The sequence below is a fragment of the Enterobacter sp. JMULE2 genome (assembly GCF_013337145.1).
Lineage (GTDB): Bacteria > Pseudomonadota > Gammaproteobacteria > Enterobacterales > Enterobacteriaceae > Enterobacter > Enterobacter mori.
Genome location: NZ_SGWD01000010.1, coordinates 639,759 through 663,467 on the forward strand (window position 1 = coordinate 639,759; position 23,709 = coordinate 663,467).

Annotated in this window: 25 protein-coding genes; 14 read left to right on the forward strand and 11 right to left on the reverse strand. The window is 56.6% G+C overall.

What is annotated here, in order from left to right; translation table 11 throughout:
- Nucleotides 1-30 precede the first annotated feature (30 nt).
- The 8 genes from EXW94_RS03925 (at nt 31) to zinT (ending at nt 8,043) form a co-directional block, all read left to right on the forward strand.
- Nucleotides 31-444 carry a rhodanese-like domain-containing protein gene (locus tag EXW94_RS03925; protein ID WP_174339534.1) on the forward strand — a complete coding sequence of 138 codons (414 nt, stop codon included), beginning with the start codon at nt 31-33 and terminating at the stop codon, nt 442-444.
- 156 nt (nt 445-600) lie between these two features.
- Nucleotides 601-1,704, forward strand: coding sequence for a cobalamin-independent methionine synthase II family protein (locus EXW94_RS03930; protein ID WP_126544653.1), 1,104 nt, complete (start codon nt 601-603; stop codon nt 1,702-1,704).
- Nucleotides 1,705-1,903: 199 nt separating this feature from the next.
- Nucleotides 1,904-3,175 carry an urea ABC transporter substrate-binding protein gene (urtA, locus tag EXW94_RS03935; protein WP_089598465.1) on the forward strand — a complete coding sequence of 424 codons (1,272 nt, stop codon included), beginning with the start codon at nt 1,904-1,906 and terminating at the stop codon, nt 3,173-3,175.
- A 24-nt stretch (nt 3,176-3,199) separates the two neighbouring features.
- Nucleotides 3,200-4,774 carry an urea ABC transporter permease subunit UrtB gene (gene urtB, locus EXW94_RS03940; protein ID WP_174339535.1) on the forward strand — a complete coding sequence of 525 codons (1,575 nt, stop codon included), beginning with the start codon at nt 3,200-3,202 and terminating at the stop codon, nt 4,772-4,774.
- Entirely contained in the window at nt 4,774-5,847 is a 1,074-nt protein-coding gene (gene urtC, locus EXW94_RS03945) for an urea ABC transporter permease subunit UrtC (protein ID WP_010431075.1), read from the forward strand. The genes urtB and urtC overlap by 1 nt, the downstream gene beginning before the upstream one ends.
- On the forward strand, nt 5,847-6,644 hold the full coding sequence (gene urtD, locus EXW94_RS03950; RefSeq protein WP_010431077.1) for an urea ABC transporter ATP-binding protein UrtD: 798 nt from the start codon (nt 5,847-5,849) through the stop codon (nt 6,642-6,644). The genes urtC and urtD overlap by 1 nt, the downstream gene beginning before the upstream one ends.
- 9 nt (nt 6,645-6,653) lie before the next feature.
- On the forward strand, nt 6,654-7,352 hold the full coding sequence (urtE, locus tag EXW94_RS03955; RefSeq protein WP_089598469.1) for an urea ABC transporter ATP-binding subunit UrtE: 699 nt from the start codon (nt 6,654-6,656) through the stop codon (nt 7,350-7,352).
- Nucleotides 7,353-7,404: 52 nt separating this feature from the next.
- Nucleotides 7,405-8,043, forward strand: coding sequence for a metal-binding protein ZinT (gene zinT, locus EXW94_RS03960; RefSeq protein ID WP_010431084.1), 639 nt, complete (start codon nt 7,405-7,407; stop codon nt 8,041-8,043).
- Nucleotides 8,044-8,103: 60 nt separating this feature from the next.
- Here the strand turns inward: zinT and ydeE are convergent, their stop codons facing one another.
- Nucleotides 8,104-9,297, reverse strand: coding sequence for an efflux MFS transporter YdeE (gene ydeE, locus EXW94_RS03965; protein ID WP_174339536.1), 1,194 nt, complete (start codon nt 9,295-9,297; stop codon nt 8,104-8,106).
- Nucleotides 9,298-9,490: 193 nt separating this feature from the next.
- On the opposite strand from ydeE, the gene eamA reads away from it, so the two are divergent.
- Entirely contained in the window at nt 9,491-10,390 is a 900-nt protein-coding gene (eamA, locus tag EXW94_RS03970; protein WP_108417489.1) for an O-acetylserine/cysteine exporter, read from the forward strand.
- Between the two features lie 37 nt (nt 10,391-10,427).
- Here eamA and marB read toward each other — a convergent pair whose 3' ends face one another.
- Genes marB through marR form a run of 3 tightly spaced genes read right to left on the reverse strand, consistent with a single transcriptional unit; the run spans nt 10,428 to nt 11,513 of the window.
- Nucleotides 10,428-10,646 carry a multiple antibiotic resistance protein MarB gene (marB, locus tag EXW94_RS03975; RefSeq protein ID WP_010431092.1) on the reverse strand — a complete coding sequence of 73 codons (219 nt, stop codon included), beginning with the start codon at nt 10,644-10,646 and terminating at the stop codon, nt 10,428-10,430.
- 31 nt (nt 10,647-10,677) lie between these two features.
- A complete protein-coding gene (marA, locus tag EXW94_RS03980) occupies nt 10,678-11,058 on the reverse strand; it encodes an MDR efflux pump AcrAB transcriptional activator MarA (RefSeq protein WP_001303241.1) in 381 nt (126 codons plus the stop codon).
- Between the two features lie 20 nt (nt 11,059-11,078).
- A complete protein-coding gene (marR, locus tag EXW94_RS03985; protein WP_010431103.1) occupies nt 11,079-11,513 on the reverse strand; it encodes a multiple antibiotic resistance transcriptional regulator MarR in 435 nt (144 codons plus the stop codon).
- A gap of 256 nt (nt 11,514-11,769) precedes the next feature.
- Between marR and EXW94_RS03990 the strand changes: the two genes are divergently transcribed.
- A complete protein-coding gene (locus tag EXW94_RS03990; protein WP_010431105.1) occupies nt 11,770-12,435 on the forward strand; it encodes a MarC family NAAT transporter in 666 nt (221 codons plus the stop codon).
- 91 nt (nt 12,436-12,526) lie between these two features.
- Here EXW94_RS03990 and EXW94_RS03995 read toward each other — a convergent pair whose 3' ends face one another.
- Nucleotides 12,527-13,723: a sugar transporter gene (locus EXW94_RS03995; RefSeq protein ID WP_108417488.1), complete on the reverse strand. Its 1,197-nt coding sequence runs from the start codon at nt 13,721-13,723 to the stop codon at nt 12,527-12,529.
- A 171-nt stretch (nt 13,724-13,894) separates the two neighbouring features.
- Between EXW94_RS03995 and EXW94_RS04000 the strand changes: the two genes are divergently transcribed.
- Together EXW94_RS04000 and EXW94_RS04005 are read left to right on the forward strand one after the other, a co-directional pair.
- On the forward strand, nt 13,895-14,683 hold the full coding sequence (locus EXW94_RS04000; RefSeq protein WP_174339537.1) for a PhzF family phenazine biosynthesis protein: 789 nt from the start codon (nt 13,895-13,897) through the stop codon (nt 14,681-14,683).
- 17 nt (nt 14,684-14,700) lie between these two features.
- Nucleotides 14,701-15,492 (forward strand): PhzF family phenazine biosynthesis protein, encoded by a 792-nt coding sequence (locus EXW94_RS04005; protein ID WP_174339538.1) that lies wholly within the window; start codon nt 14,701-14,703, stop codon nt 15,490-15,492.
- Here the strand turns inward: EXW94_RS04005 and EXW94_RS04010 are convergent.
- The 6 genes from EXW94_RS04010 to EXW94_RS04035 form a co-directional block, all read right to left on the reverse strand.
- Nucleotides 15,489-16,166: an SDR family NAD(P)-dependent oxidoreductase gene (locus EXW94_RS04010; RefSeq protein ID WP_174339539.1), complete on the reverse strand. Its 678-nt coding sequence runs from the start codon at nt 16,164-16,166 to the stop codon at nt 15,489-15,491. The genes EXW94_RS04005 and EXW94_RS04010 overlap by 4 nt on opposite strands.
- Nucleotide 16,167: 1 nt before the next feature.
- Nucleotides 16,168-16,638 (reverse strand): YhcH/YjgK/YiaL family protein, encoded by a 471-nt coding sequence (locus EXW94_RS04015; protein WP_174339540.1) that lies wholly within the window; start codon nt 16,636-16,638, stop codon nt 16,168-16,170.
- Nucleotides 16,635-17,801: an exo-alpha-sialidase gene (locus tag EXW94_RS04020; protein ID WP_174339541.1), complete on the reverse strand. Its 1,167-nt coding sequence runs from the start codon at nt 17,799-17,801 to the stop codon at nt 16,635-16,637. The genes EXW94_RS04015 and EXW94_RS04020 overlap by 4 nt, the downstream gene beginning before the upstream one ends.
- 1 nt (nt 17,802) lies before the next feature.
- Nucleotides 17,803-19,215 carry a sodium:solute symporter family protein gene (locus EXW94_RS04025; RefSeq protein ID WP_010431119.1) on the reverse strand — a complete coding sequence of 471 codons (1,413 nt, stop codon included), beginning with the start codon at nt 19,213-19,215 and terminating at the stop codon, nt 17,803-17,805.
- Nucleotides 19,216-19,291: 76 nt separating this feature from the next.
- Nucleotides 19,292-20,176, reverse strand: a complete 885-nt coding sequence (locus tag EXW94_RS04030) for a dihydrodipicolinate synthase family protein (RefSeq protein ID WP_108417482.1) — start codon at nt 20,174-20,176, stop codon at nt 19,292-19,294.
- A gap of 17 nt (nt 20,177-20,193) precedes the next feature.
- Nucleotides 20,194-21,339 (reverse strand): iron-containing alcohol dehydrogenase, encoded by a 1,146-nt coding sequence (locus EXW94_RS04035; RefSeq protein ID WP_174339542.1) that lies wholly within the window; start codon nt 21,337-21,339, stop codon nt 20,194-20,196.
- A gap of 173 nt (nt 21,340-21,512) precedes the next feature.
- On the opposite strand from EXW94_RS04035, the gene EXW94_RS04040 reads away from it, so the two are divergent.
- Nucleotides 21,513-22,730, forward strand: coding sequence for a four-carbon acid sugar kinase family protein (locus EXW94_RS04040; RefSeq protein WP_174339543.1), 1,218 nt, complete (start codon nt 21,513-21,515; stop codon nt 22,728-22,730).
- On the forward strand, nt 22,723-23,709 hold the full coding sequence (locus tag EXW94_RS04045) for a D-threonate 4-phosphate dehydrogenase (RefSeq protein WP_174339544.1): 987 nt from the start codon (nt 22,723-22,725) through the stop codon (nt 23,707-23,709). Before EXW94_RS04040 ends, EXW94_RS04045 begins: the two co-directional genes overlap by 8 nt.

Here is a 23,709-nt window from a genome sequence, read left to right on the forward strand (position 1 = left end):
TAACACAAACACCCAAGATGAGGAAGGATCATGAGCTATGTTACTGAAATCCCGGCAGCAGAACCGCAGGAAGCCGTTGCCCATTTTCTGCGTCGGCTGAGCGTCGAGACCGATTGTGCTGACGTTCATCATGCCATTGCAAACAGTGAACAGGACTTTGTTTTGCTGCACGTGGTGGGTAAAGCAGAGCAGTTTTCCCGTCGCCACGTCCCCGGCGCGCTGCATTTACCCTGGAGCCAGATTTCCGCAGAGCGCATGGCGCAATGGCCTGCCGGTACGCTGTTTGTCGTGTATTGCGCCGGGCCTCACTGTAACGGTGCAGACAGGGCCGCGCTTAAGCTCGCACGCCTTGGGCTGCAGGTAAAAATCATGCTCGGAGGGATTACCGGGTGGGAAGACGAAGGGTTCACGTTTGCTCATGAAGGATCGCCCGTTTCGCTGTGAAGATGAATTTTTTTCAACACAGGTGAAATTTTCTCGTTTGCCGGAATGCGGCAGATATGACATCTTTTTTAGACATTTAGACATCCAGAAGTCTAAAGATTCAAATGATGAATTATCACTGTTGGCAACCATTGCCGACAGACAGAGGAGATTTCCATGCAGCGACAACACGCCCCGTACCGCGCCGATGTAGTTGGCAGTTTTTTACGCCCGGATGCCATCAAGCAGGCTCGCCAGAAATTTGCCAACGGTGAGATTGATGCCGGGCAGCTTCGTGCGGTAGAAGATGAGGCCATCCGCCATGTTGTCGAGCAGCAGTGCGCCTGCGGGCTACACGTCGTCACTGACGGTGAGTTTCGCCGCGCCTGGTGGCATTTTGATTTCTTCGACGGCCTGCAGGGCGTGGAGCGTTACGATTCACAGCAGGGCATTCAGTTCAACGGCGTGCAGACGAAAGCCCACGGCGTTCGCGTGACGGGCAAGCTGGGCTTTGGCGAGCACCCGATGCTTGATGATTTCCGCTACCTGAAAAGCATCAGCGGGAACGCGCAGCCGAAGATGACCATTCCAAGCCCGAGCGTGCTGCATTTCCGCGGGGGACGTAAAGATATCGACGCCACGGTTTACCCCGATCTGGCTGATTATTTTGACGATCTGGCGACCACCTGGCGCGATGCCATCCGCGCATTTTACGACGCGGGCTGTCGTTATCTGCAGCTGGACGATACCGTCTGGGCTTATCTCTGCTCGGACGACCAGCGACGCCAGATCCGCGAGCGCGGCGATGATGCCGATGAACTGGCGCGGATCTATGCCCGCGTGCTGAACAAAGCGCTCGAAGGCAAGCCTGACGATCTGACCATCGGGCTGCATGTTTGTCGCGGTAACTTCCGTTCGACCTGGATTTCCGAAGGCGGCTATGAGCCAGTGGCCGAGGTGCTTTTCGGGACGGTCAACGTTGACGCGTTCTTCCTCGAATACGACAACGACCGAAGCGGCGACTTTGCGCCATTACGTTTCGTGCGTCCGGGCAAGCAGCAGGTGGTACTGGGCCTTATCACCACCAAGAACGGCGAGCTGGAAAACCCGGAAGGGGTGAAGGCGCGTCTGGAAGAAGCGGCGAAATACGTGGCGAAGGAGCAAATCTGCCTTAGCCCGCAGTGCGGCTTTGCCTCGACAGAAGAGGGCAACAGCCTGAGCGAATCCCAGCAGTGGGACAAAGTGCGTCTGGTGACGCAGATCGCCAGCGAAGTCTGGTAAGCCTCCTCCAGCGCTGCATTATAAAAGTGCAGCGCTGATTCATTCTGAGTCGTTCTCTTTACAACCCGCGCCTCATCTCCCGCCATTCCGCTTTCTCCATTCTGGCATCCTTTTTGCTCTCCTGAAGCTGACACCTTGTTTATCTGCGTCCCTGCGGTATCGGACGTTTTCGCACAGCTTTCTTTTCAGGAGTGAAAATATGCACCGTCGTACCTTGTTAAAAGCTTTTGCACTGTCGGCCTCCGTGGTCGCGATGGGAATGAGTTTTGGCGTGCAGGCTGCCGATACCATCAAAGTGGGAATTATGCACTCGCTGTCCGGCACGATGGCGATCTCCGAGACACCTCTGAAAGACGTTGCCCTGATGACGATTGATGAGATCAACGCCAAAGGCGGTGTGTTGGGCAAGAAACTGGAGCCGGTGGTGGTTGACCCGGCGTCGAACTGGCCGCTGTTTGCCGAGAAAGCCCGTCAGCTCATCAGCCAGGATAAGGTGGCGGTGGTGTTCGGCTGCTGGACGTCGGTGTCGCGCAAATCCGTGCTGCCGGTGTTTGAGGAGCTGAACGGCCTGCTGTTCTACCCGGTTCAGTACGAAGGTGAAGAGATGTCGCCGAACGTCTTCTATACCGGTGCGGCGCCGAACCAGCAGGCGATCCCGGCGGTGGAGTACCTGATGAGCGAAGACGGCGGCGCGGCGAAGCGCTTCTTCCTGCTGGGCACGGACTACGTCTACCCGCGTACGACCAACAAGATCCTGCGTGCCTTCCTGCACTCAAAAGGCGTTGAGGATAAAGACATTGAAGAGGTTTACACCCCGTTTGGTCACAGCGATTACCAGACCATCGTAGCCAACATTAAGAAATTCTCTGCAGGCGGTAAAACGGCGGTGGTGTCGACCATCAACGGCGATTCCAACGTGCCGTTCTACAAAGAGCTTGCTAACCAGGGCCTGAAGGCTACCGATGTTCCGGTTGTGGCGTTCTCTGTCGGTGAAGAGGAACTGCGTGGGATCGACACCAAACCGCTGGTGGGGAACCTGGCGGCGTGGAACTACTTCGAATCCGTGGATAACCCAACCAACCAGACCTTCGTGGCGGATTACAAAGCCTACGCCAAAGCGCACAAGCTGCCGAATGCCGATACCGTCGTAACCAACGATCCGATGGAAGCCACCTATGTGGGCATTCACATGTGGGCGCAGGCCGTCGAAAAAGCAGGCACCACCGACGTGGATAAAGTGCGTGCCGCGATGGCGGGCCAGTCCTTTAAAGCGCCGTCCGGGTTTACGCTCACCATGGATGCCACCAACCACCACCTGCACAAGCCGGTCATGATTGGGGAAATCGAGGGTAACGGCCAGTTTAACGTGGTCTGGCAAACCGACGCGCCGGTGCGCGCCCAGCCGTGGAGCCCGTTCATCGCCGGAAATGACAAAAAGCCTGACCAGCCGATGAAAACCGCCAGTAACTAAGCCATTACCGCAGGGAGAAACGTCATGAACGTCATGCGCATGTTCATCGCTCTTGTATGGCTTACCGGACTGCTGCCAGGGATGGCGCAGGCATCGGATGCCGATAACTTTGTTGCTGCTAACCGCACGCAGCAAGCAGCAATGCTGACCGCGTGGGCGGCTTCACCGGATGCGGCAAGGATGCCGCTGCTTCAGGCGCTGCAAGCTGAAAGCCTGTTTATCGACGGCCAGAAGCATGCCTTTGCCAGGCACGGCGGCGAGATGGTGCCGCTCGGGGCGGCAACGGCGGCAGAAGGCGCTACCAAAGCCGTACGCCTGACCAACCGACTCCGTGTGCTGGCGGCGACTGCCCTGGCAACACATCAACTAATAAGTGACCGTGTCACAGAAAGGCGAGGCGCAGCCCGACAGCTCCAGCGGGATATCCAGCCAGATATGCTCGGTTTTCTGCAAAAACGGGTCAGCCTCGAAACGGATGATGTGACGCGGCAGTCCCTGCTGCTGGCGCTGGCGAACCTCCAGCTTGCCAGTCCACTGGCGGAGACCCGTCTTCAGGCTATTGAACTGCTGGGTCAATCCGACGACCCGGACGTGCAGGCAAAAATCACGCCGTTTACCCATCCGCAAACGGAGCCAGATGCGAAGGTGCGTGCGGCCGCCGCCGAGAGCCTGAGCCACATTCAGCACCGTCTGATGTGGGGCGACCTGCTCGGGCAGGCATTTATGGGGCTTTCTCTGGGCTCTATCCTGCTGCTGGCTGCGCTGGGGCTGGCGATCACCTACGGACTGCTTGGCGTCATCAACATGGCGCACGGTGAAATGTTGATGTTAGGGGCGTATGCCACCTGGATGGTGCAGCAGGTGATGGCGCAATTTCTGCCCCAGTGGCTGGCGCTTTATCCGGTTATTGCGCTGCCCGTGGCCTTTTGCCTGACGGCGGGCATCGGGATGATTCTCGAGCGCACGGTGATCCGCCATCTTTACGGACGTCCACTAGAAACGCTGCTGGCGACATGGGGGATCAGCCTGATGCTTATCCAGCTGGTACGCATGACGTTCGGGGCACAAAACCTGGAGGTGGCAAACCCGTTCTGGCTTTCCGGAGGCGTGCAGGTGTTCGCCAACCTGACGCTGCCGTGGAACCGCATTGTGGTGCTGGGCTTTGTGCTGATGGTGCTGTTCTTCACCTGGCTGATTCTGAATAAAACCCGTCTTGGCCTGAACGTCCGCGCGGTGACCCAAAACCGCAGCATGGCTGCCTGCTGCGGGGTGCCTACCGGGCGCGTCGACATGCTGGCGTTTGGGCTGGGGTCCGGCATTGCCGGTCTGGGCGGCGTGGCGCTTTCCCAGCTGGGGAACGTGGGGCCGGAGCTGGGCCAGGGCTACATCATCGACTCGTTCCTGGTGGTGGTGCTGGGCGGCGTGGGCCAGCTGGCCGGCAGCGTGGCGGCGGCGTTTGGCCTGGGGATTTTCAACAAAATTCTCGAACCGCAGATGGGTGCGGTACTCGGCAAAATCCTGATTCTGGTGGCAATCATTCTGTTTATTCAGAAACGCCCTCAGGGACTCTTTGCCTTAAAAGGGAGGATTACTGACTGATGAGCCAGCCACTTACCTTAACGATGGCGCGTAAAGCGCCGCGCACGACTCAGATTGCGGGCAGCCTGCTGGTGGCGTGTCTGCTGATCTTACCGTTTTTCGCGCTGCTGCCCGCCACGCATCCCCTGGCGCTTTCGACCTGGATGCTGACGCTGATTGGCAAGATCCTCTGCTATGCCATCGTGGCCGTTGCGCTCGATCTGGTGTGGGGATACGCAGGCATGCTCTCGCTGGGGCACGGCATTTTCTTTGCCCTTGGCGGCTATGCGATGGGGATGTACCTGATGCGCCAGGCGGCGGGTGACGGTCTGCCTGCGTTCATGTCCTTTCTCTCCTGGAGCGAGCTGCCGTGGTTCTGGTGGGGCACTCAGCACTTTGCCTGGGCGCTGGTCCTGATTGTGATGGTTCCGGGATTGCTGGCGCTGGTGTTTGGCTGGTTTGCCTTCCGCTCAAAAATCAAAGGGGTCTATTTTTCTATCATGACCCAGGCGCTGACCTACGCGGGCATGCTGCTGTTCTTTCGTAACGAGACCGGTTTTGGCGGCAATAACGGCTTTACCGGTTTTACGACCCTGCTCGGATTCCCGGTGACGGAGACCGCCACGCGCATCGCGCTGTTTCTGGCGACCGTGTTGCTGCTGATTCTGGCATTAGGCACAGGATTTGCACTGGCGAAAAGCAAGTTTGGCCGCATCCTGACAGCGGTGCGTGACGCGGAAAACCGCCTGACGTTCTGCGGTTACGATCCGCGCGGGTTCAAGCTGCTGGTGTGGACGCTGTCCGCGGTGCTGTGCGGTCTGGCGGGTGCGCTGTACGTCCCGCAGGTGGGCATTATCAACCCTGGCGAAATGTCACCGACCAACTCGATTGAAGCCGCGATCTGGGTGGCGCTGGGCGGGCGCGGCACGCTGGTCGGTCCGGTGATTGGCGCAGCGCTGGTGAACGGCGCCAAGAGCTTCTTCACTGTCGCGATGCCGGAGTACTGGCAGCTGTTTTTGGGGCTGATTTTTATCGCCGTCACGCTGTTCTTGCCGCGCGGCGTCTACGGCCTGTTGCGTAAGGGGGAGAAATAATGCAGCCATCTGACGGATTATTCACCCGGCAGCTGCCCGGTGACCGCTACCGGGAACAGACCGATCCCGTGTTACAGCTTGAGGCCATCAACGTCAATTTTGACGGGTTTCAGGCGTTGACGGATCTCACGCTCAATATTGGCGTGGGCGAACTGCGCTGCGTAATTGGGCCTAACGGCGCGGGCAAAACGACGTTAATGGACGTTATCACGGGCAAAACGCGGCCTCAAAGCGGCAAAGCGCGCTATGACCAGTCTGTCGATCTGACCCTGCTCGATCCCGCCGCTATTGCCCGACAGGGGATCGGGCGTAAATTCCAGAAACCTACGGTGTTCGAGGCGCTGACGGTGTGGGAAAACCTCGAAATCGCAATGAAAACCGACAAATCCGTCTGGGCGAGTCTGCGGGCAAAGCTAAACGGCGAACAGGTCGATCGCATTGATGAAATGCTGGTGCTTCTGCGGCTCAGCAGCGAGCGCGACCGCCGCGCCGGGCTGCTTTCTCACGGGCAAAAACAGTTTCTGGAGATCGGTATGCTGCTGGTGCAGGATCCGCATCTGCTGCTGCTGGACGAGCCCGCCGCCGGAATGACGGACGCGGAAACCGAATACACCGCAGAACTGTTCAGAACGCTGGCGGGTAAACACTCTCTGATGGTGGTGGAACATGACATGGGGTTTGTGGAAACCATCGCCGATCGGGTGACGGTGCTGCATCAGGGGCGCGTGCTGGCAGAAGGCTCGCTTCGTGAGGTACAGGCCAACGAGCAGGTGATTGAAGTCTATCTGGGACGCTAAGGAGCCGTAATGCTACAGGTTAACGAACTGAATCAATACTACGGCGGCAGCCATATTCTGCGCGGCGTGAGCTTTCAGGCTCTTCGCGGCGAGGTCACCTGTCTTTTGGGGCGCAACGGCGTCGGTAAAACCACGCTGCTGAAGTGTCTGATGGGGCTGATCCCGGCGAAAAGCGGTGACATCGTCTGGCAGGGCAAGAAAATCACCCACAGCAAGCCGCACCAGCGGGTGCGCGCTGGCGTGGCGTATGTCCCGCAGGGGCGTGAGATTTTCCCGCGCTTAACCGTTGAAGAGAATCTGCTGCTGGGGCTGTCACGCTTTTCCGCCCGCGACGCGAAGCAGGTGCCGGATGAGATCTGGCAGCTGTTTCCGGTGTTAAAAGAGATGAAACACCGCCGCGGGGGCGATCTCTCCGGGGGACAACAGCAACAGCTGGCGATAGGACGCGCGCTGGCAAGCCGTCCCCAGCTTCTGATCCTCGATGAACCGACGGAAGGCATTCAGCCATCGGTTATCAAAGAGATTGGGCAGGTGATCCGCTCGCTAGCGGATCGCGGCGATATGGCGATTCTGCTGGTTGAGCAATTTTACGACTTTGCCGCCGAGCTGGCCGACAGCTATCTGCTGATGTCGCGCGGCACCATTATTCAGCAGGGGCGTGGTGAAAATATGGAGCAGGAGGGCGTTCGCGGTCTGGTTGCGATCTGAAATGTTATAATATAACATCATCATTCTTATAAAACGGAATGAGGGTTTTGTTTTGGCTGCACATATTGGAAAAATTGCCATGACTCTGGGGGCGCTGCTGGTCAGCGGCCAGCTGTTTGCCCATTCGCACGGTCACCAGATGACCGAGGCGGAACAGAAGGCGGCGAACGGCGTGTTTGAGGATAAAGACGTGAAGGACAGAAAGCTGTCTGACTGGGACGGCACCTGGCAATCCGTCTATCCGTTCCTGTTGGACGGTTCGCTCGATCCGGTATTTAAGAAGAAAGCGGAGAAGGACCACAAATCCGTTGAGGCGGTGAAAGCCTATTACCGGACGGGCTACGCAACGGACGTGGGATCTATCGGCATCGAAAATAACGTGATGGAATTCCACCAGGGGGAAACGGTAAGCCGCTGTCACTACGACTACAGCGGCTACAAAATCCTGACCTACGCCTCGGGGAAAAAAGGCGTTCGCTATCTATTTGAGTGTAAGGATGCCAGCAGCAAGGCACCGAAGTTTGTTCAGTTCAGCGACCATATCATTGGACCGAAAGCCTCTTCACACTTCCATCTTTTCATGGGCAATACCTCCCACGAGGCGCTGCTGAAAGAGATGGATAACTGGCCGACGTACTACCCGAACGAGATGTACAAAGAACAGGTGGTTGAAGAGATGTTGCACCACTAAGTGGTTGCTTTTGCTGTTGTTGTTGCCGGGTGGCGGCTTCGCCTTACCCGGCCTACATGGCTACGCGACTTTGGGCGCGTCGCACCACGCTTTCACGCTCATCCCACGCAAAATCATCAGCCAGGCAATGACGATGGCGGCCATCATAATCACAAACAATGACCAGTGCGGCAGATGGGTCAGGATGAGCCCGGTGATCATCGGGTTCGCCGCCGCGCCCAGCCAGCCCAGCGCCTGGGCGGAGAAATAGCTCGCCTTCATTCCCGGCGGGGCGATGTTGTCGATCAGCATATATTCCCCCGGTGCATAGATAATTTCCCCGAGAGTAAAGATCGCGGCAGCGATGCCCCAGTAAACCAGGTTTTCACCGGAGAGCATAAACCCGCCCAGACCCACGATGAAAAACAGGGTGGCAACGGTCATCAGCGGGCGAATGTTGCTGGCTGAAATTTTACGCCCGAGGGCGTATTGCAGCGTCACCACGACGGCGGCGTTGACGGGCAATACCACGGCGACCACCTTTTCGGCGAAATCACTGTCTGCGTGCGCGGCAAGTACATACTGCGAAATGCAGGTCGCGAACGATCCGCCGACGTATGACGCGAGCAGGCCTGACAGCGTGTACCAGAACAGGGCGCGGTCTTTCAGCAATACCGACGGCTGCCAGGGCATCTTCTCCTCGGCGGTATCCAGCGCAACGCTTTTCTGCACAAAGAAATGGATAAAGCCGAGCGGCAGTGCGGCGCAAAAGGCCGCCAGCCAGAACGGGAGTTGCAGGCTGTACATCACCAGCAGGGTGCCTATCGGCGGTCCGATCGTCCAGCCAATGTTCAGGAAGCTGTAGTTCAGCGAGAAGACGCGCGCTTTTTGGCTCGTGGTGAGCACGTCGGAGAACCAGGCCTTCAGCACCGTCGAAAAGACGGAATAGGCGCAGTTGATCAGCGCAAAAAACAGCACCACCAGCGTGACGTTATTCACCAGCGGAATGGCCACAAAGCCCGCAATAAACGCCACAATGGCGATCAGCATATAGCGCTTTTTATCAAACTTATCGGCCAGAATACCAAACCCTAAGCTGAACACGACGCCAATGGTCAGCGCAATGGTCAGCGCATAACCGATATTCTCGACGCTCATGCTATACGCGCGCGTGAGATAAATGGTCATAAACGGCAGCGTTGCCCCTCGACCAATTGTTAATAACAATGACGATGCCAGCAGCGCTGCGGTAGAGCGCCTGAGAGATGGTTTCATATTCCTGCCCGACAAATGCTTATGCTTTTTTTGTTGTGTTATAAAAGGAGTATCACGACATAAGGGGCTTGTATAGCGCCTAATTTATCCCTAAGTGCTTCGCCTGACTGCCAGAATTAATGATCTTCTCGTGGTGCTATTTTTTCTGTTACCTTGAAGTGTTAACAAATTATTAATAATTCAGGGGCAGGGTATGACGCGTAAAGACGGGCTGCTGGCGTTGCTGGTGGTCGTAGTGTGGGGGCTTAATTTTGTGGTCATCAAGCTGGGGTTACACAATATGCCTCCGCTGATGCTGGCCGGTTTACGTTTTATGCTGGTGGCATTCCCGGCGCTATTTTTCGTGGCGCGTCCAAAAATCCCCCTGAAATTGCTGCTGGGCTACGGCCTGACCATCAGTTTTGGTCAATTTGCGTTTCTCTTCTGCGCCATTAAGTTCGGCATGCCCGCCGGTCTGGCCTCGCTGGTTCTGCAGGCGCAGGCGTTCTTTACCATTATTCTCGGCGCGTTTGTATTTGGTGAGCGTTTACAGGGTAAACAGCTGGCGGGGATCACGCTGGCGGTGTTTGGCGTGCTGGTGCTGATTGAAGCCAGCCTGAACGGTCAGCATGTGGCCCTGCTGGGCTTTATGCTCACGCTGGCGGCAGGGCTGAGCTGGGCCTGCGGAAACATCTTCAACAAGCTGATTATGCAGCACGAGGCGCGCCCGGCGGTGATGTCTCTGGTGGTGTGGAGTGCGCTGATCCCTGTAATCCCGTTTCTGGCGGCATCGTTTATTCTGGACGGCCCGGATCTGATGCTGAAAAGCCTGGTCGAGATCGATCTCACAACTATCCTGTCGCTGATTTATCTGGCGTTCGTCGCCACGATTATCGGCTATGGCATTTGGGGGTCGCTGCTGGGTCGCTACGAAACCTGGCGGGTGGCGCCACTGTCTCTGCTGGTACCCGTGGTGGGGCTGGCCAGCGCGGCGTTGCTGCTGGATGAAAAACTCAGCGCGCTGCAGCTCTTTGGCGCGGTGCTGATCATGGGTGGACTCTACATCAACGTGTTTGGTTTGCGCGTCCGTCGGGCGGCGCGAGTACGAAATTAGGGCACAAAAAAGCCCCGCAGAGGCGGGGCAAAACGAATCAGAAGCCGTGCTGATTGTAATACGGCACGCCTAATTCGTCGGATTTGTCGCTACCAGCCCCCATATGGTTGAAATCAAAAGGTGACTGGTCATGTGCTGACGGCAAAATCATCGTGTCACGATTATTTTGCTGCGTTGCACTGGGCGTTTGCTCCGCGAAGGTCTGGCTGGAAAACAGCACCAGCAAGGCGAGGGCGGCGGAGACGGTAACTTTCATGATTTCCTCGGTACGTCTTTACAGGCGTTGTTTAACTACAGTGTTTTAACGGATAGAGATATCGGGATTCACCCGGCATGCTGGTGATACGATACTTATGAGGCGGCACATCAAAGTAGTTCTTAAACGTGCGCGTCAGGGTTTGTTGCGATTCAAATCCGTAACGCTCCGCCAGATAAAGGATCGGCTCATTGCTTTCTTTCAGTTTTTGAGCAATCTCCGTCAGCTTGCGGCTGCGAATATATTGTCCTAATGAATGACCGGTCTCTTTTTTGAACATCCGTTGCAGGTGCCATTTTGAGTAACCTGAACGCTCTGACACTTTTTCAAGGGAGAGCGGCGATTCCAGGTTGTCCTCGATCCAGTCCAAAATGCTATGAATGGTGATAGCGTCAGTATTGCGTCTGGACATCGTCATACCTCTTTTTCTGTTTACGGCAGTATTTTCTTAAGCAAAAGCTCAAGCGTTGCCACTTCATCTGCCGTTAAGTTTTTTGTTAGTTCCTGATGCAGTGTTTGTCCTACGAGTTGATGACATTGCTCACACATGGCCGCGCCGTCGCTGGTCAGTTTGATCAGCACGCCGCGTTTGTCATTCGGGTTAGGGCTTCGTTCTATCCATCCTTTGCAGACGAGACGATCCAGCATGCGGGTTAACGCACCCAGATCGACAGAGAGCACCTTTTTCAGCTCAACCGGCGTGATACACACTTCGCAGCGAATGGAACACAGCACTTTGAACTGTGTTGCGGTGATATCCAGCGGTGACAGATAGTCATTGAGCAGGCGATCTTTTTTCTGGTTAACCATGTGAATAAGACGGCCCAGTGGAATGATGTCGTTGAAGAGATCGCTGGTGCTTTTCACAATGGTTGCCCTGGCAAGTAGTTTAGTCACGGCAGATATTATTGCTCAGGCAAGTATAAGTCAACTGAATGAATCGACGGATGCCACGAATTGCTAAAACGTTTCATGAACTTTTTTTGAGTGCTTTCAAATCATATACATAACGCAGGGTTATCATTGCAGTGAGAAAATAATGGTTACGTTGTGGTCATGGCTGAAGGACACACTTTCACCCTATAATTGCGGGGATGAATATGGATAAGGACAACGACGCACTATGTTGGATTTGATTAAAGCAATTGGCCTCGGGCTGGTGGTGTTGCTGCCGCTGGCGAACCCGTTAACGACGGTGGCGCTGTTTCTGGGGCTGGCAGGGAACATGAACAGCGCAGAGCGCAATCATCAGTCGATGATGGCCTCTGTCTATGTATTTGCCATCATGATGGTGGCTTATTACGCCGGACAGCTGGTGATGAACACCTTTGGGATTTCGATTCCAGGCCTGCGTATCGCCGGGGGGCTGATTGTGGCCTTTATCGGGTTCCGTATGCTGTTCCCCGCGCAAAAAGCGCATGAATCACCGGAAGCGGCCAGCAAATCCGAAGAGCTGGAAACGGAGCCAAGCGCGAATATCGCCTTTGTCCCCTTAGCGATGCCGAGTACGGCGGGGCCGGGAACGATTGCGATGATCATCAGCTCCGCCTCAACGGTGCGTGATAGCTCCACCTTCCCGGACTGGGTGCTGACGGTTGCGCCACCGCTGATTTTCGCGCTTATCGGTATTATCGTGTGGGCATCCCTGCGCAGTTCCGGTGCGATTATGCGCTGGGTAGGAAAGGGCGGGATTGAAGCGATTTCCCGTCTGATGGGCTTCCTGCTGGTGTGTATGGGCGTGCAGTTTATTATTAACGGCGTGCTGGAAATTATTAAGACTTACCACTGAGGTTATTGCCGGGTGGCGCTGCGCTTACCCGGCCTACGTTATCACGGGTTTGTAGGCCGGGTAAGGCGAAGCCGCCACCCGGCAAGAAGGCTCACCCGTGCTGGCGCTGTTCCTCGAGCGCCACCGGCCATTTACGGAAGATCAGCAGCGACCAGATAAGCGCCACCAGCGAAGGGATCGCCCCCAGATAGCCAATCGCCGACATCGACACGTGCAGGCTGATTTGATTTCCCAGCAGCGCGCCCGCCCCAATCCCCAGATTGAAAATTCCCGAGAAGAGCGACATCGCGACGTCCGTGGCATCCGGTGCCAGCGCCAGCACTTTCACCTGCATGCCCAGACCGATAATCATGATTGCTACGCCCCAGAACAGGCTGAGGATCGCCAGATGGCTTTCGCTGCCCGCGGCAGGCATCAGCAACAGCAGGCACGCCAGCAGCAGGCCAATGGCGCTGCTCACCAGCGTAGACGCATGCTGGTTGCCGAGCTTACCAAACAGAATACTGCCGATAATGCCCGCGCCGCCCAGAATCAGCAGCAGAACCGTGGCGAAATTGGCGCTAAAGCCCGCCACAACCTGCACAAACGGCTCAATGTAGCTGTAGGCCGTGTAATGGGCGGTGACCACAATTACCGTAAGTAAATAAATGCTCATCAGCGCCGGGCGACGCATCAACAGCGGCAGGCTTTTCAGCGAGCCGGAATGTTCGCTCGGCAATGTTGGCAGCAGCTTGATGAGGCAGACCAGCGTGATCAGCGCCCCCATGCCGATGGCAAAGAAGGTGGTACGCCAGCCGAAGTATTGCCCGACAATGCGGCCAATCGGCAGGCCGAGCACCATCGCCAGCGCGGTACCGGTGGCAATCAGGCTCAGCGCCTGCGCGCGTTTCCCCGCCGGTGCCAGCCGAATAGCGAGCGACGCGGTAATCGACCAGAACACCGCGTGGGCAAAGGCAATACCGATGCGGCTAACGACCAGCACCGTAAAATTCCACGCCATGAATGACAGCACATGGCTGGCGATGAAGACCACAAACAGGCCAATCAGCAGCTTTCGCCGCTCCATCTGGCTGGTCAGCAGCATAAACGGCAGCGACATCAGCGCCACCACCCAGGCGTAGATGGTCAACATAATGCCCACCTGCGCCGTCTCCATCTGGAAGCTGTCGGCTATGTCAGACAGCAGCCCAACCGGAACAAATTCAGTGGTATTGAAAATAAACGCAGCGATGGCGAGCGTGACCACACGTAGCCACGCGACCCTGCGGGAAACCGTGTTTGTTGTCATAAAGATGTCTGGGATTGATTAACGATGAGGAGACGATCTTAAAGCTTTAAACGGCGAAAACTCAACCATAATGTGACCTAAATCACAAGATTTACCGTGCCACAGCGGTAGCGGCGGGCGAGGTTTTCCGTGAAGATAAAGAACAACACAACGATAACAGGCGGTAAGTCGATGCAGGAGATTGATTTTTATCTGGTAGATGCGTTTAGTGATACCTCATTTGGTGGTAATCCGGCGGCGGTTTGCCCGCTTAAGGCATGGCTACCGGATGAGACGTTACTCAGCATGGCGCAGCAGCATAACCAGTCCGAAACCGCGTTCTTCGTGTGCAGTAAAGGCGGGATTGAGCTGCGCTGGTTTACCACCTTAACCGAGGTCAATCTCTGCGGACACGCGACGCTTGCCGCTGCGTATGTGCTGTTTAACGAGCTGGACTACCCGGACTCGCGCATTCACTTTGAGACCGCCTCGGGCCGCCTGACGGTCAGCCGGGAAGGTGACTGGATGACGCTCGATTTTCCGGCCTGTCCGTCGCAGGAATTGACCCCGCCGCCAGAGATGCTCGCCGCGCTGGGGATCAACCGCTACGTTGAGGCCCGAAAGGGGCGCGCCTGGGTGGTGGTGCTGGAAAATCGTGAGCAGGTGGAAGCCGTGATGCCAAACTATTCCGCGATGACGCCAGGTGAACACAAGGTTGCCGTCACCGCGCGTGGGGAGGGTGAGTACGATTTCGTCAGCCGCTTCTTCTCACCGGGGGTTGCCGTACCTGAAGATCCTGTCACCGGCTCTGCGCATACGATGCTCATTCCTTACTGGAGTGAAACGCTGGGGAAAACGACGCTGTTTGCGCGCCAGGTGTCGGCCCGTGGGGGCGATGTGCGCTGCGAACTGAAAGGCTCGCGCGTGATGATGAGCGGCCAGGCATCACTATATCTGAAAGGCACAGTATTTCTGCGCTAGAAAAAAGAGGAAGAGACATGCAGGAAATTGATTTTTATCTGGTAGATGCCTTCAGCGACAGGGCGTTTGGTGGCAATGCGGCGGCGGTTTGCCCGCTGGAAGAGTGGCTTCCGGATGAGACGCTACTCAACATGGCGAAGCAGCATAACCAGTCGGAAACGGCCTTCTTCGTGCGTACGGATAACGGCTTTGAGCTGCGCTGGTTTACCACGCTTGATGAAATTAACCTCTGCGGACATGCGACGCTGGCGGCGTCCCACGTCATTTTTGAATATCTCGACTACCCGCATACCGAAATCACCTTCTCGACGCGTTTTGTTGGCGACCTGACGGTGAAGCGCAACGGAGACTGGCTGACGCTCAATTTCCCGGCATGGTCGACGGAGGTTGTCGACAATCCGCCCGCGTTACTCTTCAGCGCGCTGGGCATCAGCGGCGCGAAAGAGGTCCGCGCAGGGCGCGATTACATGGTGGTGCTGGAAAGCCAGCAGCAGGTAGAAGCCTTAACGCCGGATATCGCGGCAATGATCCCGCTGGATAAAATGGTCTGCGTCACGGCACCGGGGGACGCGTATGACTTTGTCAGCCGCTTCTTCTGTCCGGGTGAAGGCGTGCCGGAAGATCCGGTGACGGGATCGGCGCACAGCATGTTGATTCCGTACTGGAGCGAAAAATTGGGTAAAACGTCACTGAATGCCCGCCAGGTGTCAGCCCGTGGCGGGGATCTGCGCTGCGAGTTAAAGGGCGACCGCGTGCTGATTGGCGGGCAGGCGACGCTGTATCTGAAAGGACGGATCTTTTTGCGCTAGCTGAGCGATGCGCCGCCGCAGATCGCAATCTCTTGCCCGGTAATGGCGGCGGCCTCTTCGCTCAACAGGAAGTTGACCAACCCGGCGACCTCTTCTGGCCTGATAAGCCTCCCTAACGGCGGACATTTCGGCGGGGAGGTTTCCCGCCCCGGCGAACTGAGCATTGGCGTTTGGGTGGCACCGGGAGCGACCACGTTCGCGGTAATCCCTCGTGGGGCCAGTTCGGCGGCCCAGCTTCTGATCATCCCAACTATTGCCGCTTTGGTGGCGACATACTGGGAACGTCCGGCTGCGCCGCGTGACGTTCTGCTGCCTATCGCCACCAACCGCCCTCCGGACGCCATGCGGGGTGCGAAGTGGTTAAACAGTACTTCACACGCCTGCACGTGCAGTCGCCAGAGTGCGTCACCCGTAGCAGACTCCAGCAGCCCCAGAGGCGCGGCAGCCATCATTCCGGCAGCATGAATCACCGCGTGAGGCGGAGGGAGGGGCTGTAATATGGCCATCAGCGCATCAGGGTTGCTGATATCAACGTTCAGACTGGTGAAGCTGGGCGTTTCCAGCGTGACGGGGCGTCGGCTTAGTCCGGTCACCTGCCAGCCTTCAGCCAGCAGACGTTTAACGATCGCCTCACCAATGCCCGAGCTGGCTCCGGTAACGACAGCATGGCGCATCTCATACCTCCAGCATCGTGCGGGGAATTTTGAATACCGCTTTGCGCACGGTCATGGGCGACACGGCAGCACACAGCGCCTGATGGGGCTCACCAGGGTAAAAGACGGCAAAATCACCCGCGCCGAGACGGATAGTGACGCTGTGTTCAGCGGCGGAGGCAATAAACAGATCTGGCTTGCGCTCTTCATCACCCGGCCGCCCGATGGGAAGTGCTCCGGCGTGAATATATTCTTCGCCTGCTAACACAACCTGAATATCTGCCCACTGGTGATGGTACTCCGTGTGCCGCTCGTTACGCGGCTGCGTCCTGGCAGGCCCGATATGGCAAAACCAGTTGCTATTCTCCGGTTGCCAGCGACCATCCGCGCGCGCCATAAGAGCCGGGAGCGTGCACTCCGGGCGGGAAAGCAGGGCGTATAACGCCGACGGTAGCCCTGCCAGTGGCAGGGCGTTGAGATGCCCAATAATCATATTAGCCCCTTGACCCATTCTGGCGTCACCCGCACGTATTTGATGGCCTGACGGAAGTAGGTGTAAGCGATATGAATATTGCCTTCCGATCCCTGTTTGATGCTGGGATAGGAAAATTCGCGATTGAGTTTTTCCATGGAGTTGTTGGTCATACAGTAACCATCCCCCTCGTCCAGGTTACGCTGCCACGGCCAGCTTTTCCCGCCGTCCGGCGAAATGGCGACGGTCATCGGCGCACGCGGCGCTCCCCAGAAGGCTGCCCGACCGCCGGTGACGACCGGCTCTTTACGGTCATCACCATCATCAATTTCATCGTAGAGAGACGCCCGGCGCTCAAGCGCACCGGCGGCGCTCATGTGATTGAACACCAGCGCCAGATCACCGCTCGAAAGCGTCGTTACCTGAATGGAGGAGTTGTTATTGGGTAGCGCCGTCTGCTCCGGTACGGACCAGCTTTCGCCGCCGTCCGTTGACTGGCTGTAATAAATATTGTCCGCCCAGCGGCTGCGGAACAGCGCCACCAGGGTGCCGTTGTGAAGCGGGGTAATATTCATATGCACGCAGCCCAGGCTTTCCGGCACCACTACATCACGCCAGGTTTTTCCGCGATCCTCCGAGATTTTCACCGCGCTGATATCGTCGTTACCTACCCATTTCTCCCCCGGCCGTGTACGGCAGTAAAACACCGGTAGCAGCCAGTTGCCGTTTTCCAGCACCACCATCGGCTGGCGGATAAAGGTGCCCGGTTTATCGAGAAGAGTATCAATCTCGCCCCAGGTTTGGCCCAAATCCAGTGACTGGCGATAGCGCACAATCGCCGTGTCCTGATTGCCGGAAATCTGGGCGGTCCACAGCAGCCACAGCACGTTGTCCGGGGCAAGGAAGAGGACCGGGTTTTGCTCAGAGCGCGTCGCGTCGTCCGAGAGTTTGACCGCGTCGCTCCACTGCTGGCTGCCCTGTGTCAGGCGTGAACCCCATACGGAGATATCCGCAATCCCTTCCTGCGTCCCCCCGAACCAGACGCACATCAGCGCGCCATCCGGCAGCGGCAGCAGGTTTGCCGCATGGTTTTGTGGGCAAGAGGAAGGCAGCATGGCTGTCTCCATGTGAATGTCCTGCGGGTGCGGACGAACAATCCCGTCGCGGGTTACGGTTACAGACATATCAAACTCCATTATTTTCTGCAGGGGTGGGCGCTTTTGCGTTCGCTTTTCCCGGAATAAGCCGCTCTATCACCATGATGACGGCTGGGGTCAGCAGAGCGATATACATATTGTTGATACCAAACGGATCGCCAAGCAGATACCAGACCGACGTGACGACGCAGGCACCAATTAGGCCAGCGTTAGCCCCACGGGTGCTGCGGAAGAACGGGGCGTAGAAGGCGATAACGGCCACCACGGAAATCGACAGGCGAATGGCGCGGGTAAAGAACGAGAGCTTCAGGACTTCAGGCACCAGCAGAACAAAAATCAGCGGCAGGAAGCCAATCAGCAGTGAGATCCAGCGGGTGGCCTTAAATTCCTGCTCAGGCGTCGGGTTGCGCATCGGCACGTAAAAGTCTTTAACCACCAGGGAGGCGATAGCCAGCGCAACGGTACTGACGCTGACGAAAATAGACGCCACCAGAGAGGTGGTGACCAGACCGGCCAGCCACGGGTTCATATCCTGCAGGAAAATCGGCATCGCATACAGGCTGTTAATCTCCGGGTGCAGGTATTTAGCCGCCACGCCGATTACCGCGATGGCCAGCGCAATCGGCAGACAGAAGAAGAACGCGACCCAGGTTGAACGTTTGGCCGATTTCACGTCTTTGGTGGAGGAGATGGCCTGAATCACAAACTGGGTACAGAAGATGGAACCAATGGTGCCGATGAGCCATGCGAAAATGGTCGACGCGCCGATATTGCCATCCCAGGTCCAGTAGAAGTCCGGCATGTTTTCAACCATTGGCGCGAAGCCGCCCGTCTTAGACAGCGCAAAGCCCATGATGACCAGAATGCCGAAGTATTTCAGCGCACTGTGCAGCACCGTCACCCACGCCACACCCTTCATGCCGCCAAAGGCGAAATAGAAGGTGCTGACGATAGCGGTAATAAACGCCGCAACGGGCAAATTGACCTTCAATACGGTGGAGATGGCCGCCGCACCGCTGACGTAGTTCCCTACGTTAACCAGCAGAAGGGCGTAGATCATGATGATGGAGATAATATTTTTGGTGCTGTTACCGTACTTTTCGGCAATGGCCCCGGAGATGGTGATTTTCCCGGTGTTATAGATGCGCTTGACGAGCAACAGACCAAACAGCGGAAAGCCAATCGCCGCACCGATGACGGACCAGGAGGCCGCAAACCCGTCTTCAAACGCGGCCTGCGCCGTGCCGATAGTGGATTTTGCGCCGATATATTCAGACATGAGCAGGATCCCGACAATAAATGCTGGCATTGCGCGGGAACCTTCCATGAAATCACCGGAGTTTTTACTGCGGATCCGGAAGGTTAGCCAGGTGGTGAACAGAATGTAGACAATCACTATGCCGACAATGATTAGGGTATCTTCAGCGGTAAAATTATTCATCTTTGCCTCTCTTCAGGGCGAGTGAATCCTGGGCACCTCAGGCACCCGGTATTCTTATTGACGAAACTGACGCCGGTTAATTTAGTGACGCTGTCACTATCTGGCGTATCTGTTGCAGCTGTTGCGCGTTAAACGCCACGGCGTATCGGCTTTCTCCAACGTCTTCTCCCATGATCTGCAGCGCTTTTTTAACTGCGGCGGGGGAAAACGCGACGCTGTATAACTCCGTGCGAAGCTGGGTGACGCTTTCCTGAGCCCGGCGGGAACCGTCGATGTCACCCGCATTAAAGCGTGACCAGATGGCGTTAATGGCCGCAGGTGCCACGTTCGCCAGTCCGGAAATACAGGCGGAGCAGCCATCGACAAAGCCCTGATGGATCAGCGAATCGGGGCCGTTCAGCACGTCGAATCCGTCAATGTCTTTCACCGCATTGAGGAATCCGCTCAGGCTCTCGTAACTACCGGCACTGTCTTTAATACCGATAATATTGGGATGCTCCGCCAGCGCGCGAGCGGTGTCGGGCTCAATGGTGTTACCGGTTCTCGCTGGAATGTTGTAGAGATAAATCGGCACGCTCAGCGCATCGGCAATAGCCGTATAGTGCGTGATTAGCTCGTCTTGCTTTAGAGGAACAAAGTAAGGGGTTATGACCGATACGGCATCCACACCCAGTGAGGCGATCTGTTTGCCAAGACGGATGGTCTGGCGGGTAGATATTTCTCCTGCATGGGCCACAACGGGCGCACGTCCCGCCACGGTTTCAACGCAGTGCCGGGTGACGGCGAGTTTTTCTTCTTCGCTCAGCACGAAAAACTCGCCGTTGGTCCCTCCGCAAAAGATGCCATTACCGGCATCCAGCTGACGCGCGATCTGCCGCGTGAGTCCCGGTAAGTTCAGGTCGCCGTCCGCGTCAAAGGGGGTGACGATTGCCGTCAGTACGCCCTTTATGGTGTTACGCATTTCTCACTCCTTCGATATTAATGTTGGGGAAACAGTGTCCGATAGATTGCCTGCACCTCGTCACGGTCTGGCTGACAGGGGGCGTTATTCATTAAGCGTTTAACGTTAAGCGCGGCCTCACTGAGGGAAGCAATGTCTTCTCGCGGTACGCCCAGCGTCTCAAGGTTATCCGGCAGGTTGAGGCGGCGAACCAGCGCCGCAAAGTACGTCACCAGCGCGTGGGATTTGTCCTCGTCCGACAGGGTGGTATCCGCGCCGGGCACGAGATCCCAGACCTGAGCAAACTTAGTCACCGCATGGGGGCGCACTACGCGCATGCACGGTGCCAGCAGAATGGCGTTAGCCACGCCGTGCGGCAGGTGATATTTCCCGCCGAGAGGATAGGAAAGGGCGTGAACCAGGTGCGTTCCTGCATGGGCAATGGCAACCCCGCCGTAGTAAGACGCCCACAGCATCTCCAGCTTCGCCATCAGATTACCCGGTTCGGCACAGGCTGTTTCAATGTTGTTCAGTAGCTTAGACAGTCCCGTCAGCGCGGCGTTATCGCTGACCGGGTTGGCAACCGTTGACGTGAAACACTCAATCAGATGGCACAACGCATCAATACCCGTCGACGAGGCGATGTGTGCGGGCATGCTGGTAGTGAGTTCAGGCAGGAGCGCAACGTAATCCGGCAGCAGCACGGGGGAGATAATCCCCACTTTCGTATTCTGTTCCGGTATCGCCAGAATTGCGTTTGGCGTGGCTTCGGAGCCAGTACCGGCCGTAGCGGGGATCAGCAAGGAGGAAATCCGCGCTGCGGGTTTTATCCCGGCCAGCAGGGTATCCAGCCCCGGGGACTGAGGATGACACAGTACGGAGAGTAACTTTGCGACGTCCAGCACGCTGCCGCCCCCGATCCCGACGATCAAATCGAACTTGCAAGACGTTAACCCGCCGAGCACCTGGCTGACATCGTGGTGCGAAGGTTCCGGCGGCACGTTATCAACAATCGTGATGCTGCGATTGTCCTCTTCAAGAAGGGGCCGGATCTGCTTTGCTGCCTCCAGACGTGAAATATTGCCGTCTGTGACCAGCAAAATGTGTGCTTTACCGTGAAGCAGCGGTCTGATGGCGGGAATAGCGCCAGCGCCGCTGATAATTGTGCTGTTGATGGTTACCACATTCTTCTCCTGTCCTGGTGGTCATGATTGATTTCGCTCAAATCAGATCAGTCATGGTCATCGCGTGGCTAAATTTATAATTTATTCGCAAACTGATTAACTTGATCTTGCTCACATATAATCAATCATGATTGAATATAATCATTAACAGGATGAACGGACCCGGAGTGGGGATGAAAAAAAACAATCTATACAGAGAGGTGGTGGTCGTCGCAGATGACTTTACCGGCGCAAACGATGCGGGCGTCAGCCTGGCGCTTCGCGGGAAAAAGGTCTGCGTGGCGTTCCAGACGGTTTCTACTGAACCCACTGATGCGCTGGTTATCAATACCGAATCTCGGGCGCTGGGAGCATCAGAGGCGGCTGAAAAAATTGCGCGCCTCGGCGCGGATGTCGTGAACGCGCGGTGGCTGATTAAAAAGATTGATTCCACGCTGCGCGGGAACGTTGGCGCTGAAACTGCAGCCCTTCAGGCACTGAGCGGTAAACGGCAGATCGTCATTGCGCCAGCGTATCCCGCAGCCGGGCGCATTACGCGGCACGGCCAGTGTCTGGTGGACGGTATACCGGTAAATGAAACCGAATTTGCCAGCGACCCGAAAACGCCGGTGCCTTCTGCTGACATTGTTGATCTCTTTTTCGGACTGGCGGGCAAATCCGTGACCGTACGCGACCTGGAAACTGCGCTGGCGCAAGGGGATGGCGTGCTGATTGTGGATGCAGAGACGGAGGGTGAGCTGGATGCCGTTATTGCCGCCGCGCTGACCTGCGAGCAGACGCCGCTGCTGGTGGGATCGGCCGGGTTGTGCGATGCGCTGGCGCGCCATCTTGCGCCGGACCGGCGCAAACAGCTGCTGGCCGTCGTTGGCTCGATGAGTGAAATCGCGCAGCGTCAGATTGCGTTTGCGCTTAACGCACCTGGCGTGTCGCGGGTGTTCATTGATGTTAACGACATGCTTAACGGCACAACGGCAGACGCATTCATCCGAATAATTCAGGCGCTTCAGGCGGGTAATCACTGCATTGTGCATACCAGTTCGGATCGGGAGTCCCGACATCGCGTTGAGGATATTTGTAGCCAACATCAAATTACCCGCGCGGCGCTGGGTGACAAGATTTGTACTTATTTGGGAACGCTGACCCGCGAAGTTCTGGAAAAGCAGGCACCGGATGCGCTGTACGTTTCAGGTGGCGATGTGGCGATGGCCGTTGCCAGCGCGCTTGAGGCACAAGGTTTTGAGATTACGGGACGCATTGCACAGTGCGTACCTTACGGCAGATTTTTGGGTTGTGCCTGGCATCGGCCGGTGATGACCAAAGCAGGGGGCTTCGGAAAGGAAGAGACGCTGCGTGAGGTTTTGCATTTTATCGAGGAGAGAATGAGTGACTAATATTATTGCTGTAACCATGGGTGACCCGGCGGGTATTGGCCCGGAAATTATTATCAAATCCCTTACTGACGGCGAGTTATCGGGTTCATCTGTTGTCGTGGTGGGCTGCGCCCGTACGCTGCAGCGGGTGCTTAAGCAAGGGATCACCGCGCAAGCCGATATGCGTGTGATTGAGAAAGTCAGCGATGCGCAGTTCGCGCCCGGTGTGATTAACGTGCTGGACGAACCGCTGGCGGATCCTGATGGGTTAAAGCCGGGGGTTGTTCAGGCTCAGGCCGGGGATCTGGCTTATCGCTGTGTGAAGCGAGCCACCGAACTGGCGATGGCGGGTGAGGTAAAGGCAATTGCAACGGCGCCACTCAATAAAGAGGCTCTGCATCTGGCCGGACATCACTATCCGGGCCACACGGAACTGCTGGCACATCTGACCGACAGCAGAGATTACGCCATGGTGTTGTACACCGATCAACTCAAGGTGATTCACATCACCACCCACATCGCGCTGCGCAAATTCCTTGATACGCTCAGTCAGGATCGGGTAAAAACCGTGATCGGTATTGCCGATACCTTCCTGAAGCGTGTGGGAATCGATCATCCGCGCATTGCAGTTGCAGGTGTGAACCCGCATGCGGGTGAGAACGGCCTGTTTGGTGATGAAGAGATCAAGATTGTCGGCCCCGCCGTCGAGGCGATGAAAGCGCAGGGGCTAAACGTCACAGGACCCTGTCCGCCGGATACGGTATTTATGCAATGCCACGAAGGAATGTATGACATGGTCGTTGCGATGTATCACGATCAGGGGCATATTCCGTTAAAATTACTCGGCTTCTATGACGGGGTGAATATCACCGCCGGGTTGCCGTTTATCCGTACCTCTGCAGACCACGGCACCGCGTTTGATATTGCGTGGACCGGCAAAGCGAAGTCTGAGAGCATGACGGTGTCTATCCAGTTGGCTATGCAAATTACACGGGAATGA